Annotated in this window: 13 protein-coding genes; 3 read left to right on the forward strand and 10 right to left on the reverse strand. The window is 72.3% G+C overall.

The window, feature by feature from the left end; all coding sequences use genetic code 11:
- Nucleotides 1-10: 10 nt before the first annotated feature.
- On the reverse strand, nucleotides 11-400 hold the full coding sequence (locus IE241_RS01035) for a PIN domain-containing protein (RefSeq protein ID WP_190019631.1): 390 nt from the start codon (nucleotides 398-400) through the stop codon (nucleotides 11-13).
- A gap of 129 nt (nucleotides 401-529) precedes the next feature.
- On the opposite strand from IE241_RS01035, the gene IE241_RS01040 reads away from it, so the two are divergent.
- The gene (locus IE241_RS01040) at nucleotides 530-1,636 is read left to right on the forward strand and encodes a PLL family lectin (protein ID WP_190019632.1); all 1,107 of its coding nucleotides are present in this window, start codon (nucleotides 530-532) and stop codon (nucleotides 1,634-1,636) included.
- Nucleotides 1,637-1,764: 128 nt separating this feature from the next.
- On the opposite strand, the gene IE241_RS01045 is transcribed toward IE241_RS01040, so the two are convergent.
- Genes IE241_RS01045 through IE241_RS01060 form a run of 4 tightly spaced genes read right to left on the reverse strand, consistent with a single transcriptional unit; the run spans nucleotide 1,765 to nucleotide 6,937 of the window.
- Nucleotides 1,765-2,859, reverse strand: coding sequence for a C40 family peptidase (locus tag IE241_RS01045; protein ID WP_190019633.1), 1,095 nt, complete (start codon nucleotides 2,857-2,859; stop codon nucleotides 1,765-1,767).
- Nucleotides 2,860-2,879: 20 nt separating this feature from the next.
- The gene (locus tag IE241_RS01050) at nucleotides 2,880-3,362 is read right to left on the reverse strand and encodes a poly-gamma-glutamate biosynthesis protein PgsC/CapC (RefSeq protein WP_190019634.1); all 483 of its coding nucleotides are present in this window, start codon (nucleotides 3,360-3,362) and stop codon (nucleotides 2,880-2,882) included.
- Complete coding sequence (gene pgsB / locus IE241_RS01055; RefSeq protein ID WP_190019635.1) at nucleotides 3,359-4,675, reverse strand: poly-gamma-glutamate synthase PgsB; 1,317 nt, start codon at nucleotides 4,673-4,675, stop codon at nucleotides 3,359-3,361. Before pgsB ends, IE241_RS01050 begins: the two co-directional genes overlap by 4 nt.
- Nucleotides 4,676-4,678: 3 nt before the next feature.
- Nucleotides 4,679-6,937, reverse strand: a complete 2,259-nt coding sequence (locus IE241_RS01060; RefSeq protein WP_229898663.1) for a HAMP domain-containing protein — start codon at nucleotides 6,935-6,937, stop codon at nucleotides 4,679-4,681.
- Nucleotides 6,938-7,161: 224 nt separating this feature from the next.
- Here IE241_RS01060 and IE241_RS01065 point away from each other — a divergent pair, with 224 nt between their 5' ends.
- Nucleotides 7,162-8,196 carry a hypothetical protein gene (locus IE241_RS01065; protein ID WP_190019636.1) on the forward strand — a complete coding sequence of 345 codons (1,035 nt, stop codon included), beginning with the start codon at nucleotides 7,162-7,164 and terminating at the stop codon, nucleotides 8,194-8,196.
- Between the two features lie 22 nt (nucleotides 8,197-8,218).
- Here IE241_RS01065 and IE241_RS01070 read toward each other — a convergent pair whose 3' ends face one another.
- The gene (locus IE241_RS01070; RefSeq protein WP_190019637.1) at nucleotides 8,219-8,824 is read right to left on the reverse strand and encodes a mycothiol-dependent nitroreductase Rv2466c family protein; all 606 of its coding nucleotides are present in this window, start codon (nucleotides 8,822-8,824) and stop codon (nucleotides 8,219-8,221) included.
- Nucleotides 8,825-9,039: 215 nt separating this feature from the next.
- On the reverse strand, nucleotides 9,040-10,524 hold the full coding sequence (locus IE241_RS01075; RefSeq protein WP_190019638.1) for a hypothetical protein: 1,485 nt from the start codon (nucleotides 10,522-10,524) through the stop codon (nucleotides 9,040-9,042).
- 157 nt (nucleotides 10,525-10,681) lie between these two features.
- Between IE241_RS01075 and IE241_RS01080 the strand changes: the two genes are divergently transcribed.
- Nucleotides 10,682-10,927 carry a hypothetical protein gene (locus IE241_RS01080; RefSeq protein WP_190019639.1) on the forward strand — a complete coding sequence of 82 codons (246 nt, stop codon included), beginning with the start codon at nucleotides 10,682-10,684 and terminating at the stop codon, nucleotides 10,925-10,927.
- A gap of 47 nt (nucleotides 10,928-10,974) precedes the next feature.
- Here the strand turns inward: IE241_RS01080 and IE241_RS01085 are convergent, their stop codons facing one another.
- The 3 genes from IE241_RS01085 to IE241_RS34570 form a co-directional block, all read right to left on the reverse strand.
- Nucleotides 10,975-11,223, reverse strand: a complete 249-nt coding sequence (locus IE241_RS01085) for a hypothetical protein (RefSeq protein WP_190019640.1) — start codon at nucleotides 11,221-11,223, stop codon at nucleotides 10,975-10,977.
- Nucleotides 11,220-11,477 carry a hypothetical protein gene (locus tag IE241_RS01090; RefSeq protein WP_147449723.1) on the reverse strand — a complete coding sequence of 86 codons (258 nt, stop codon included), beginning with the start codon at nucleotides 11,475-11,477 and terminating at the stop codon, nucleotides 11,220-11,222. Before IE241_RS01090 ends, IE241_RS01085 begins: the two co-directional genes overlap by 4 nt.
- Nucleotides 11,478-11,591: 114 nt before the next feature.
- Nucleotides 11,592-13,118 carry a serine/threonine-protein kinase gene (locus IE241_RS34570; RefSeq protein WP_190019641.1) on the reverse strand — a complete coding sequence of 509 codons (1,527 nt, stop codon included), beginning with the start codon at nucleotides 13,116-13,118 and terminating at the stop codon, nucleotides 11,592-11,594.
- Nucleotides 13,119-13,194 lie beyond the last annotated feature (76 nt).

The raw sequence follows: 13,194 nt of genomic DNA on the forward strand, positions 1-13,194 counted from the left end.
AGCCCCCGGCCTACGGCCGGAGCAGGCTCGGCCCCGCGACCTCCGCGCCGAGTGCCGTCACGCGTGCCCGCAGCTCACGGTCGGCCGTGACGACCACGCAGGCCCGTCCCGGCGCCCGCGCCGCCACCACTTCGACGATCTTGTCGTCGCCGTCGCCGCCGTCAGCCTGCTCGACGCGGACGCCCGGCACCGGGCCGACGTCCCGCGCGGCCCCCTCGACCACCAGGACGACTTCCGGCGCGTCCGTGAACAGCCTCCGCTCCCCGGCCGCCGCATAGGCGGCGATGCGGTCGCGGAGCCGTACCGCCGCCCCGTGGCGGTCGCGCCACCAGCCGTCCGGCACCGAGCCGACGACGTTCGCGGAGTCCACGACGAGGAGTACGGGGAGGAGGGCGCTCATGCCCACAGCCTCGCACGGCAACTGCGGACGGAGGCCCTGACCGGCCACGATGTTATTGTCGAGGGTCGACAAACGGGCTCCGAGCGCAGCGCGACCGAGGCCGAATGCGAGAAAGGCTGGCAGCGAGTCATGGCAGTGCGTACGGCCACCCCGGTCACCGGCTGGCTACTGAGGGGGAGCGACGGCCGTCTGACGGCCTACGCACCGGCCGAGGGCGGTGTCGTGCGCTGGACGGAGACCCGGCCCGGCGGCCCGGAGTGGACGGGCCCGGAGCTGCTGGCGGTGCCCGGCCTGGAGCCGTTCCTGTCCATAGCGCAGGGCGCGCAGGGCTATGTGCACCTGGTGGGCCTGCGGCGGCGCGAGCTCGAAGGCGGCACCGAGACGGACATCGTCTACGCCACCCAGTTCCAGTCGGGCCGGCCGCCCACGAACTGGCGCTCGCTCGGCTCGCCCCACGGCCAGGACCGGCAGCGCTCGGAGCAGATCGGCGCCCCCACGGCGGCCGTCGACTCCGCGGGCCTGCACGTCTTCGTCCGCAACGCGGGCGGCGGTGTGTGCGGGCGGCGGCAGGACGCCCGCGGCATCTGGGGTCCCTGGGCGGACATGAAGGGCAGTCACGTCCTCGACGGGCTGACGGCCGCCGCGACGCCCGCCGGGCGCATCGAACTGCTCGGCCCCGCGTCCGAGTTCGTGCTGCGCTGGCGCCAGGAGCAGCCGGGCGGGCCGGTGCGGCGCGTGCGCAACGTCCCTGCCAAGCCGGGTGCCTGCTCGGCGACGGCCGGGGTCACCGGGGACGACCGCGTCACCCACTTCTGGCGGGACGCCGCGGACGGCAGCCTGCAGACGCTCCTGCCGGAGCCGGTGGCCGGCGAGGCCGGGGCCGACGCCGTCACTGACACCGACACCGGCGCCGAGCCCGCCACGGTCTCGGTGGGCGGCACCGGCAGCGGGCCGGTCGCCGTGTTGCACGCCGTCCTCGACGGCCACGCCTGCACGGTGCTGGCCCAGCGGGCGGCCTCCGGCCTGCCGGCCGTCGCCGTGTGCCCCAGCGGGGACGAGGCGCTTGCCGCGCAGTGGTCGGAGACGGGCGAGGAGTTCAGCGGGGCGCCGGGGCTGGCGCTGGATGCGGCCGGGCGGGTCACGGTGGCCGTCCTGGGCATGGACGGGCACCTGCGGGTGGCCCGGCAGCGGGGCGATGCGGCGGGGCTGGCGCTGGGGCCCTGGCAGCGGGTGTAGAGGGGCGGGGGGCTTTTCCCCTACCCGCCCCTTCCCGAACCGGGGGCTCCGCCCCCGGGCCCCCTATCGCGCTGAACGCGCTCGTCCTCAATCGCCGGACGGGCTTGAATTCTGCGGGGCCGGGCCGATTACAACCGCTTCGCGCTCCTCAGGCCCGCCGCGTAGAAGCCGTTGCCGTCCAGGCGGGCCGTGCCGCCCTTGTCGCCGAAGGTGGGGCCGTTGGCCTCCTCGCGGCTGGAGACGAAGCGCGGCTTGCCGTCGGTGTCGAGGCCCATGTAGATGCCGACGTGGTCCAGCCGCTCCCCGGTGCGCTTGTCGATGTCGAAGAAGACAAGGTCGCCCGGCTGCAGCCGGTCCGTGGCGTCGGGGCGCTTGCCGGTCAGTTCCAGGACGGGGACGCCGGGGGAGAGGCGGGCCATGCCGTTGGCGGTGCGGGGGAGGCCGTCGCCCTTGACGTCCTTGGCCATGAGCGGATAGCGCGCCCGGTAGCCGAAGACCGTACGGACGAAGCCCGAGCAGTCCATCGCCCGGAAGCGCGCCGCCTCGGGCTGTTCCACGGTGCCGTCGCGGAAGCGGTAGGGGATGCCCAGGTAGTCGTAGAAGTCGGACTGCTCCAGGCGCAGGTCGCCCGCCACGGACCCGTTGGGGTTGAGCGGGCCGAACTGGGCGTCGCCGGAGTACGGGACGCCCTGCGCGTCCTTCTTCTGCGGGGCGCCCTCCAGGTACTCCATGGCGAAGGCGAAGATGTCGGGGTCCTTGCTGCCGAGGGACTTGCTGAACCAGTCCTTGAACCAGGCGGACTTCTCCGAGCCCTCCTTCCACGCCTCCGGCAGCAGCCGCACCCAGCTGTCCGTGGTCACCTTCGCCGAGGTGTACTTGGGCTCGGTGAAGGTGCGGCTCGCGCCGGTGAGGACTGCGGTGCGGGCGCCGTCGGTGAAGGTGGCCAGCACTCCGCCGTCCGCGGCGCGCACGACCGTGCGGGCGGGGTTGGCCAGCCGCTCGAAGCGGCGCTCCCCGGAGGCCGGCTTGCTGCCGGAGGTGGCCCCGGCGCCGGAGACGGACTGCACCGGCGGCGCGGTGACGTCCTGCTTCTCGCGCAGCTCCACCGTGAGGTAGGCGCTGGTGCCGAGCAGGCCGAGCACGACCAGCGTGTGCAGGGCGTGGCGGCCGGTCAGGCCCTTCTCGCGCTTGCGGTCCTTCTTGCGCTTGCGGTCCTTCTTCATGAGGCTCTGCTCCGTAGGGCTCAGGCGGTGGGCATGAAGCCCAGCAGGATGCCGGCGGTCAGGACGACGTAGTTGGCGAGCGAGACCGTGCCGGTGGCCAGCAGGGTCGCGCCGCGCGGCTGACGCACCAGCTGGTAGGCGATCAGGCCGGGGACGATGAAGCCGAGCGTCTGGTTCGCGTACATCAGCGGGAACTGCTGCTGCAGGATCACGTAGAGCGTGGCCTGCAGCACGACGCCGGTCAGGACGACCGCGGCGAACAGCCGCTTGCCGTAGAGGATCACGTACCGCTGCAGCAGCAGGGTGGCCAGGTACGTCAGGACGGTGATGCCGACGACCATGGCGGCGCGCTGGATGCTCTCGACGAGGGTGAGGGCCAGCCAGCCCGGGGTGATCATGCCGCCGGGGGAGAGGTTGGTCGTGAGGTAGCAGACCAGGGAGAACAGCAGGCCGAGGGCGATCCCGATGGCGGCGATCTCCGGGGTGAGGACGGCGGGGATCAACGGAAATCTCCTGTGCGGTCTATGTGATCCATGTGGTCTATGTGCCCTGTGTGCTCTGTGTGATCTATGTAGGTCGGGACGTACACCGGGGGCTCCTCCGGCCCCTGCGGATGCGGCACCTGCTGCGGCTCGTCGTCCGCCGGCAGTTCCGCCAGCCGCTCCAGCAGCAGCTCGCCCTGTCCGTGGATGTTGCCGATGGCGATGAGCGAGGCGCCGGGGCCGAGCCGGTCCAGGATCTCCCGCTCCAGTTCGGCCGGGTCGCGGCGGTCACCGCCGAGGTCGACGATCCGCGAGCGCCACTCGGCGGGGATCGCGTCGGCGGCGCTCTTCGTCGGGTGGCCGATGAGGAAGACCGATTCCGGCTGGAGGCGGGGGATCAGCTCGCCCATCTGGCCGTTGCGCTCGACGCGGTCCGGGCGGCAGTTGATGAGGACGTGCAGGGGGCGCTCGATCGCGCCCAGGCTCAGCAGCTGCTCGACGTTCATCAGCGTCGACTCGGGGTCGTTGGCCGCGAAGATGTTGGCGAAGCGGAACGGCATGCCGCCGGGGGTGAGATAACGCTCGACGGAGAGCACGCCGGGGTCCGGCGGCGCGTCGTACATGCCCTGCAGCGCGGTGGCCCGGTCGACGCCGAGGAGCTCGGCGACGGCGAGCGCGATGGCGACGTTCTCCTTGAACGTGAACCAGCTGAAGCCGCGCAGCTCTGCGTCGGTGACCGTCTCCGGGTCCACGGCGATCAGCCGGCAGTCCCGTTTGGCGGCTTCCTCGCGCAGGATGTGCAGCCGGTCGCGCTCGGCGGTGACGCAGATCCCGCCGTGCGGCATGGAGCGGCTCAGCGAGCGGGCCACGTCGTCCAGGGTGGGGCCCATCTCCGCCAGGTGGTCCTCGCGGACGTTGCACAGCACGCCGATCGTGGAGCGGATCAGCTTCGTCTGGTTGACCTCCTGCAGGGCCGGCATGACGGCCATGCACTCGATGACCAGCGCGTGCGGCCGGTACGCCGCCGCCCGCCGCACGATGCCGATCTGCTCGACGACGTTCGCGATGCCGAACTTGCGGTAGACGGGCTCCTCGGTGGCGTCCGGGTGGATGAAGCGGGCTGCCGTGCCGGTGGTCTTCGCGACCGTGACCAGCCCGCCGCCGCGCAGCGCGCCCGCGCACAGCCGGGTGATGGAGCTCTTGCCGCGGATGCCGTTGATCAGCACCCGGGTGGGGATCATGTCCAGGTTGGTGAAGTGGCGGCGCTGCTCGATCACGCCCGCGACCAGGACGATCGCACAGCAGATCACCAGGACCGTGTAGAGGAAGAGCACGCGTCAGTTCCTTCCGGAGGGGCGCGCCGACTGCTTCTGGTTCAGTTGGTTCAGCTGCTGCCGGATCAGTTCGAGGTTGCGGACGACCGCGCCCGCCTCGTCGTGGTGCTGCGGGAACAGCACGGTCTTGCGGTCGCCGCCGGCCAGCGCCTCGGCCTGGTCCGCGAGCGTGCGCAGCGGGCGGATGACGAGGATGTGCAGCCAGCCCAGGCAGGCGACGGCGGCGGTCACGCCGAGCAGCCCGGCGAGCATGGTGCGCCGCTGCGCCGTGTACTCGGGCAGCTCCAGCCAGGACGCGGGCTGCTCGCTGACGACCTGCCAGCCGAGGTCGCGGACGGCGCCTCCGCCGGTGAAGGACGCCGCGGCCGCGAGGGAGGAGCCGCCGCCGGCGCGGTGCAGCAGGGCGGTGCCGTTGGTGTCCTTGCGCGCCTTGGTGACGAGGTCGTCCAGGTGGCTGCCGGGGAGCTTGGAGAAGGCGCGGAAGCCGTGCTGGCGGTCGGCGGCGATGATGCGGTGCTTGTCGTCCACGAGCCAGACCTGGCCGAGGCCGGGGCGGGTGACCATGGAGATCAGGAACTGCGGGTCGTACTCGCCGACGACGGTGCGGCCCTTGCCGCCGGGCACGGCCGCGTACGCGGCGACCGCCGGCTCCTTGCCCGAGGTGTTGAGCTGGGCGACGGAGTCCGCGTACGGCTTCTTTCCGCCCGGATGGCGCGGGGAGGCCCCGGCGCGGGTGAGGACCTTGCCGTCGCCGTCGAGGACGTAGACGGCGCGGTAGCGGGGGTGCTCGCGCAGCGTCGTCTGCAGCACGGCCTTGTCGGCGGCGTCGTCCTTGCCGCCGCCCGCCCCGACGATCTGCGCGACGGAGGCGACGTCGGCCCAGCCCTCGTTGAGCGCCTTGCGGACGCGGTCGGCGGCGGTGTCCGTACGCCGCCGCTGGTCCTCGACGAGCTGCTTGGGCACGGTCACGCCGCTGCCGGCGCGGTTGAGCAGCAGCAGGAGCGGGGCGGCCCAGGCGAGCAGGACGACGCCGCAGACGATGACGGTGGCGCGGGTGCCGAAGCCGCCGCGCGCCCGGCCCGTGCGGGTGGGCCGCCCGCCCTGCAGCTGGCCGCGCAGGCTCTCCAGGGCGGCGCCGATCCGGGCCGGCTCGCGGCCGCGGAACCTGCGCACGGGCCGGTCGAGCTCGCCGCGGCCGATCCTGCGGCTCTCCAGGTAGAGCTGGATCAGCGGGCGCTGGACGGTGCGGATCAGGATCCAGGTGACCAGCACGGCGAGGACGAGCAGCACGGCGGCGGCCACCAGTCCGAAGGCCTGGGTGCGGACGGCCTTGGCGTCCTCGGTGACCTTGACGGAGGTGACCACCGACAGGCCGAGGCCGCCCGCGGGGCTCGTCTCGCCGGGGGCGCGGCCGGCCGCCGCGTAGCCCACGGCGGTGCGGTGCTTCTTGTCCGGCCCGCCCATGAGCTGCCCGCTGGCGCCCGGGTGGCCGCCGGGCTCGGGGGCCTTACCGAAAGCGGCGGCCGCCGTCTTGGCGGCGCGCTTGGCCCACGCCGTGCGGGTGATCGAGGGGCCGTCCTTGGCGAGGACCGTGCCGGCGGAGTCGACCACGAGTAGGGAGCGGTTCTCGCCGGTGGAGATCCCCGGCACGTTGAGGGTGCCGGAGGCGACGAGGAGGCGCGGCTTGCCGCCGTCGCGCAGGGCGGCGGTGACGAGCATGCGGGTCTCGCCGGAGGGGAGCTTGACGAGGCGGGAGGCGGGGGCGCCGTCGTTGCCGTCCTGTTTGCCGGAGTTGCCCGCCTTGTTGCCCTTATTGTCCTTGTCGCCCTTGTTCGTCAGGGCGTCGGCCAGCGGGATCGTTTCGCCGCGGGCGGCGAGGAGGGTGCCGCCCGCGGGGTCGATGACCGCGAGGCCGCGCCATTTGTTGTAGACCTTGCCGAGCTTGTCCAGGACGGTGTCGGCCGGTACGGCCTCGGGCCCGGCGAACAGCGCGGCGGCGCGCTGAAGATCGGTGACGCTCTCGTCCAGGGAGGCGCGCAGGGCGAGCGCGCCGTCCTCCGCGACCCGCTGCTGCGAGCTGAGCACGGCCTTGTCGACGGCGGCCCGGTCGTGGTCGCCCAGCACCAGGGCGGTCGCCCCCGCCACCAGCAGCAGCAGTGCCAGGAGCGCGGCGATCGGCGGGCGGGCGCCGCCGAGCAGGGGCATGTCGGCACGCCGGCGTATCTTGCGCCGACGCGCGCCGCGCGGAGCGGAGGGCGGCATTCCTGGGTATTCCTTTCGGCCGCGGCTCGGCATTGCTGACCGGGTCGGCGGAATACCTTGTTCCGCTTGCCGCACATCAGGATGAACTAACGGGAACCGCTGAATTCTAAGTGGAAGTTAAAGTATCGACAAAATCTTCACGGCGCGTGTGTCATGTGCGTGCGCAGCAGGCTCAGTTGGAGTAGGGGCGGGAAAGGGTGCCGCTCCGGGGTACTTTTGCCCGCATGACGAGCCAGCCGCAGACCGCCGCCCGCACTGCACGTACTGCACACACCGTGCTGTCCTGCGTGCTGCTCGGCGCGCTGGCCCTGACCGGCGCCACCGGCTGCGGGGGCCCGTCGCCGGCGTCGGCGGACGGGCGCAAGGACACCCCCGCGGTGCGCAAGGCCGCCCCCGAGCCCACCGGCACCGTCGACCTCGCCCGGCACATCACCGACTACACGGACGGCATCACCGCAGACGGCAGCTACCGCATCCCCACCGAGCGCGAGCGCCGGGCCGTCGCCGACGGCGTCCGCGCGCTCCTCGACGGGGACTGCGCCGCGGCCGCCCGCCGCCTCTCGGCCGTGGGGTACGCCGTCCGCACCCTCGCCGACAGCACCGGCGGCGACAGCACCGGTGGCGCCCGCTACGCGGAGATCGCCGACGCCACGCGCGAGGGCGAGGCCCGGCGCGGCTGGGGCCGCGTCTACGTGGACCTGCGCGGCCCGGCCCGCTGGCAGGTCCAGGTCCCGCACCCCTCCGCCGACCAGCGCACCGAACAGCTCGGCATCGGGCTCCTGCGCGGCGCCCCGGGCGGCGTGCTCGTCCTGGCCGGAGCCCACCGCGCCGCGGACTCGGGCGACGGCCCCGACGCCGCGGACGTCGCCCACCGCCGCGACTCCGTCTTCGCGGCCGTCTCCGACGCCCTCGCGGACCGCCGCCTGCCCGCGGTGCAGGTCCACGGCTTCGCCGACAGCAGCCTGCCCGACCACGACGTCGTCGTCTCTCCCGGCAAGGGCGAGGAGGGCCTCCCCTCCGCCCGCCGCCTCTCCGCGGCCTACCGCGCGCAGGGCATGCGGGTCTGCGAGGTCTGGGAGCGCTACTGCGGCCGCCTGGAGGGCCGCACGAACGTGGAGGGCGAGTACGCGGAGCAGGCCGGGGTGCCGTTCCTGCACGTGGAGCACAACCGGCGCGTACGGGACGACGACGAGCTGGTCGCGAAGGCGGTACGGGCGCTGGTGGAGGTCGCGAAGACGTGGGGGCCGGAGCGGGGCTGACCATGCGGCCGCGGCCCGCCGTTCAACTGAAGTCCAAGCCCCCCGTGCGGGTGCGCTTGAGTTCGAAGAAGTTCGGGTAACCGGCCAGCAGCCGCACGCCGTCGAAGATCCGAGCGGCCTCCTCGCCCCGCGGGATGGCAGTGAGGACGGGCCCGAAGAAGGCGACACCGTCGACATGGATGGTCGGCGTACCGACCTCTTCGCCGACCGGGTCCATGCCCTCGTGGTGGCTCTTGCGCAGCCCCTCGTCGTAATCGGTCGAACGAGCCGCGTCCGCCAGCGACTCCGGGAGGCCGCTGTCGGCCAGCGCCTTCCTGATCAGCTCGTCGGACACCTCGCCGTCGTCGTTGTGAATGCGCGTGCCGAGGGCCGTGTACAGGTCGCGCAGCACGGCCTCCCCGTACGTCTCTGCCGCGGCCGTGCACACGCGTACCGGGCCCCAGCCCACGTCGAGAAGTCTGCGGTAGCGCTCGGGCAGATCGGCACGGCCTTCGTTGAGTACGGAGAGGCTCATGACGCGGAACCGCAGGTCGAGGTCACGGTGGCGCTCGACCTCCAGGATCCAGCGGGAGGTGATCCAGGCGAAGGGGCAGATGGGGTCGAAGTAGAAGTCGACTTTGTGTGTCATGACTCTGAGGCTACGGAGAAAGGTGGACCGATAGGCAGATCCACTTCCCTCCGCAGATCGTGGGCCAATCCGCGTTCCATGCGTCTGCGAGGCCCGGGAGCGCTACTGCGGCCGCTCGCAGAGCGCGGCGCGGGCGCTCGTGGGGCAGCGCCCGGCGTCACGCGCACCGCTTCCGGACATGGCGCGGCGCGGGGCGCGCGGATCCCGTTCCCGGGTTACTTCCCGGCCTTGTGCAGGAGCTGGGCGACCGGCTGATCGGTCGCCACGTACATGGTCTTCATGCCGTACGGCTCCTGCTCCGACTCGGCCAGCGCTTCCTGACCCTCGGGGGCCCGGGAGATGTCGACGTGCATGTACGGGTCGGTGTCGCCCTTCGCGAAGCCGGCCTTGTCGTTCCCCTTCGGCAGCACCCACCACATCGATGCGTAGTCGGGTGAGCGAGTGATGTTCAGCATTTCACTGCTGTGGTAGATCCGGGAGTCGTAGCGGAAGAATTCGTCGCCCGGAGCGGCGATCCACTCGGGCGCGTCGCGGACGTGCTCGTGCTTCTCGGAGTCGGGGTTCCAGGAGTACTGGAGTGAATCGCGGTAGCTGTTGCTCAGCTTGCACCGGTCGGCCCGGATGTAGGACACGCTCGCAAGGAGGGAGACCCGGCCCGGATCCGGGTGCAGCGGGACCTGCACGGTGATGTCGGTGCTGAGGTCGTCACCGGGGTCGAGCCGGGACCCCGCGTCCACGAAGACGCCCGCCCCCAGCATGTGGGAGGGGGAAGAACGCTCATGACGGAGAGTGGAATTGCTCGCCGTCAGGTCGCTCTTCCAGTCCGCCATGGCATTCGGCTTGTCCGAGAAAGCGCTGGGGAAGCCCTGGACCCTCCACAGGGTACCGACGACGAAGATCGGGACCGAGCCCTCGTTGCGGAAGGTGACATGGGTCGGCACCTGCAGGACCGTACGCCCGGAATTCACCACCGGATTCCCCAGCGAGACTCCGAAAGGAACCTTGACCGGCGTGGCGTACGGCACGTACATCACCGAGTACGCCACGCTCGCGACGCCGACGGCGGCGGACACCGCTACGCCGAGTGCAAAGCTCTTCGGATACGGGATGCTCCGCCAGACCCGCTGCCGCCCCAGCATCCACAGCGCCCAGCCGGACCAGAGGGCCAGCGCGATCCAGAGCCAGAGGTACGGGGTGTAGTCGCCGCCCTCGATCTGCATGACCAGGAACACGAGGTTCGTGCCGGTGACGGCGAGGACGGCGAGCAGCACGCCCTCGCCGGAGAACCTCACCGCCCTCTTGCCCCAGTAGTCGCAGACGGCGGCCACCCCGACCAGTTCGGCCAGTGCCGCGGCCAGCAGCAGGACCCCCATCAGCCGACCGCCGTAGGCCAGTGCGTGGAATGCGTCCGCCAGTCCCACGCGCACGAGGACGGTCACCGATGCGAGCAGCCCGAGCGCCATGACGACGGCTGCGGTCCGCCTCCGCCGCGGGCGGTCCGGCCAGTCGTTCCTGTCACCCAGCCAGAGCATGTGGGTGCGGTCGCCGAGATCGACGTCCGGCGGCACGCCCGCCCGGCCCAGCAACCGGCGTAGCCCCTGCTCCGACCAGGCCTTGCCGACGACCTTCCCCCCGACGGACACGGCCCTCAGGCCGCGGTTGTCGGGGGCGTGCACGACGACGAAGGGGTGATTCCTCATGGCGCCACGATCGCGGGTCCCCACGGGCCCCGCATCCGGAGTACAGCCCCGGCCCGGCCGTCAGAGCCGACGTCCCGCATGGCCGGCGAGTGATGCCGGTGGCGCTCCTGCCGGTACGGCCTTTCTGCGGCTGTTCACCGACGCCGTGCGGGACCGCTTGGCCGAACTGGCAGTTGACGTCCACCCGGTGGAGCGGCGCAGCGGCATCGGATGCCGGCTTCTCGGCGCCGCCATGGCGGCTGCCTGGGACGGATCCCGACGCTGCGTCGTCGCGCAGGCCGGGGCCGGATCGCTCGGCGACCGGTTCCTGTCGGCCCAGGGCTTCCGCAAGATCTTCACACTGCGGTACGCCCGCTTTGCGCTTGCGGGCGCGGGCCCCGGGGCCGGCCTTCGTTCCGCGTAGCGCATGGTGGCCCAGCTGATGCGCAGGCGCATTGCGGGTGGTGGAGGTCAGACGGTGATGGCGAAGACCCGGAGGTGAGGGTTGGGGCCCACGATGATTGCGTAGTGGACGATGGCGGCGGGCGTCGTAACGATGCGCACCGTGTCGTCCATCTCGTACTTGTCGGCCTGCGGCCAGGACCAAGGGTCGGAGCAGGCCCGCAGCATTGCGTTGTGCAGTTCCTGCCTGACAGTAACCGGCAGGGCCTTGATGGTCTCGCCTACGTTTGCGGCGAACCGTGCGGGGATGGCCGTCACGTGCCGAAGACCTCGCTCATGTCCATCGCGCCCTCTTCGGATTCGCCGGTGGTCTTCCACTTCTTGTAGGCCGCGAGGGCATGCATCTGTGCGCGGGCTTCCCTCAGTGCCGGACTGCCGGATGCCGCGGCTTGGTCGGCTGCGAGCACATCGCTTACGTAATCGCCGATGCTCATGCCGGCGCGGGCGGCAGCGGCCCGCACTTGCTCGGCCAGATCTTCAGGAACTCGCGCGTTCAGCTGGGTCGTAGCCATAGCAGAATCCTAGCGATCTGCTATGCGGCTCGGCAGGAGAATGAGGTGATGCGTCACGAGCGGGGGGACGGGCGGGGCTGTCGTGTCGGCGGTGCGCGCCGGGCGCCGTGTGCCTCAGCGGCGCTGCACGGCGGCCGAGACGATCTCGCCGTTGTTCACCGTGAACGTGCCGGAGAAGTACCGGTGCGATCCGTCGGTCTGTGTCGCGTCGAGCTGGACGCCCACGGTGTCGCCGGACACGGAGGTGACGGTGACGGAGTCCGACGCGGTGGTCGCGAAACCCTTGACGAACTCCCCGTAGGAACCACCGAGGTTCTTGCCCCCGAGCTCCCAGGCGCGGGCGTAGTCATGGTTGTTGATGGCGGCGTAGTAGTCCTGCACCACCTGCTGGGGAGCGGCGGCGGGCGTGCCGGTGGGCGGTTGGGCCGGTGGGGGTGGTGCGGGTGGTGCAGGTGGTGCGGACGGCGGGGTGCTGGGGGCCGTGGACGGTACGGGCTGCGGAGCGTGGTGCGGGCTGCTCGTCAGTTTCCACACCGCGAGACCGCCGCCGAGGAGGCCCAGGACCAGGGAGACCGCGGTGATCAGGGCACGCACGCGCGCCTTGCGCCGGGGCCGGCCGCCGCCCGGTGCGCCCGGAGGGGGAGGGGCCTGACCGCCTGCGGCGGTGCCTCCCGCCGCCGGTACGGGTACCGGTGCGGGGACGGTCGGCGGTGGGTGGGGCTCACGTTGCGGGGGCGGGGGTGGTGGCGGAGGCGGAGTGATCGGTTGTGTCGCCGTGACGGACGGTTTGGCCACCACGTCGGCGAGCATGCGCCGGGCCTGCTCGGCGTCGGGCCGCTGATCCGGGTCCTTGCTCAGCAACGCCTCGACCACCGGGGCCAGTGGCCCGGCGTGCCGAGGCGGCGGCAGAGGGTCGGCCGCCACCGCTTGCAGCGTTTCGGCATCCTTGGCGCGCCGGAACGGGGGCTCGCCCTCCAAGGCGCTGTACAGCGTGGCGCCCAGTGACCACAGGTCCGACGGCGGGCCGGGCGGGCCCACGGCCAGCTCCGGCGCCACGTACGCGGCCGATCCGACGGCACTGACGATGCGGGCCAGATCGGCCGGGCCCTCGAATGCGGCGAGGCCGAAGCCGGTGAGCACCACCCTGCCGCTGTGTTCCAGCAGCACGCTCGCCGGTGTGACGTCCCCGTGGAGCACGCCGATGCGGTGGGCCTGTTGCAGGGCGCCCAGCAGCGGCTGGGCGAGGCGGGCCGCATCACGCGGCCGTAGTGTCCCCTCCTTGGAGAGGACGTCGGCGAGGGAGCGCCCGTCGACCAGCTCCATCACGATCCACGGCCGCCCGTCCTGCTCCAGCACGTCGAAGACGGTGACGGCGTTGGCGTGCCGGATCCGGGCGGCCTCCCGGGTCTTCCGCAGGATGCGGGCGTACAGCGCGGCGAGCTCCTCGGGCGGCAGACCGCCGACGGTCACTTCCTTGACCGCCACCTCGCGGTCGAGCGCGGTATCCACCGCCCGGCGGACCGTGCCCGTCGTGCCGTCGCCGAGCGCCTCGCCCAGCCGGTACCGGCCGGCCAGCAGCCCTTCCGCTCCGCGGCCCGGTCCGGGGCTCTCGCCGGTTCCGGGACCGCCCTGCCCGCTCACGGTGCGTCCCTTCGTGATCCCTGATTCCATACTGCGCCGCCGGGCCGGGGTTCGCCTCATCCGTATCCCCTTGATC

The organism is Streptomyces hiroshimensis, assembly GCF_014650335.1.
GTDB lineage: Bacteria > Actinomycetota > Actinomycetes > Streptomycetales > Streptomycetaceae > Streptomyces > Streptomyces hiroshimensis.

Bases quoted from the DNA above. Each gene is read 5' to 3' on its own strand.
- IE241_RS01075 (WP_190019638.1), bottom strand. From the start codon at position 10,524: ATGAGGAATCACCCCTTCGTCGTCGTGCACGCCCCCGACAACCGCGGC.
- IE241_RS01070 (WP_190019637.1), bottom strand. From the start codon at position 8,824: ATGACACACAAAGTCGACTTCTACTTCGACCCCATCTGCCCCTTCGCC.
- IE241_RS01040 (WP_190019632.1), top strand. From the start codon at position 530: ATGGCAGTGCGTACGGCCACCCCGGTCACCGGCTGGCTACTGAGGGGG.
- IE241_RS01065 (WP_190019636.1), top strand. From the start codon at position 7,162: ATGACGAGCCAGCCGCAGACCGCCGCCCGCACTGCACGTACTGCACAC.
- IE241_RS01045 (WP_190019633.1), bottom strand. From the start codon at position 2,859: ATGAAGAAGGACCGCAAGCGCAAGAAGGACCGCAAGCGCGAGAAGGGC.
- IE241_RS01060 (WP_229898663.1), bottom strand. From the start codon at position 6,937: ATGCCGCCCTCCGCTCCGCGCGGCGCGCGTCGGCGCAAGATACGCCGG.
- IE241_RS01035 (WP_190019631.1), bottom strand. From the start codon at position 400: ATGAGCGCCCTCCTCCCCGTACTCCTCGTCGTGGACTCCGCGAACGTC.
- IE241_RS01090 (WP_147449723.1), bottom strand. From the start codon at position 11,477: ATGGCTACGACCCAGCTGAACGCGCGAGTTCCTGAAGATCTGGCCGAG.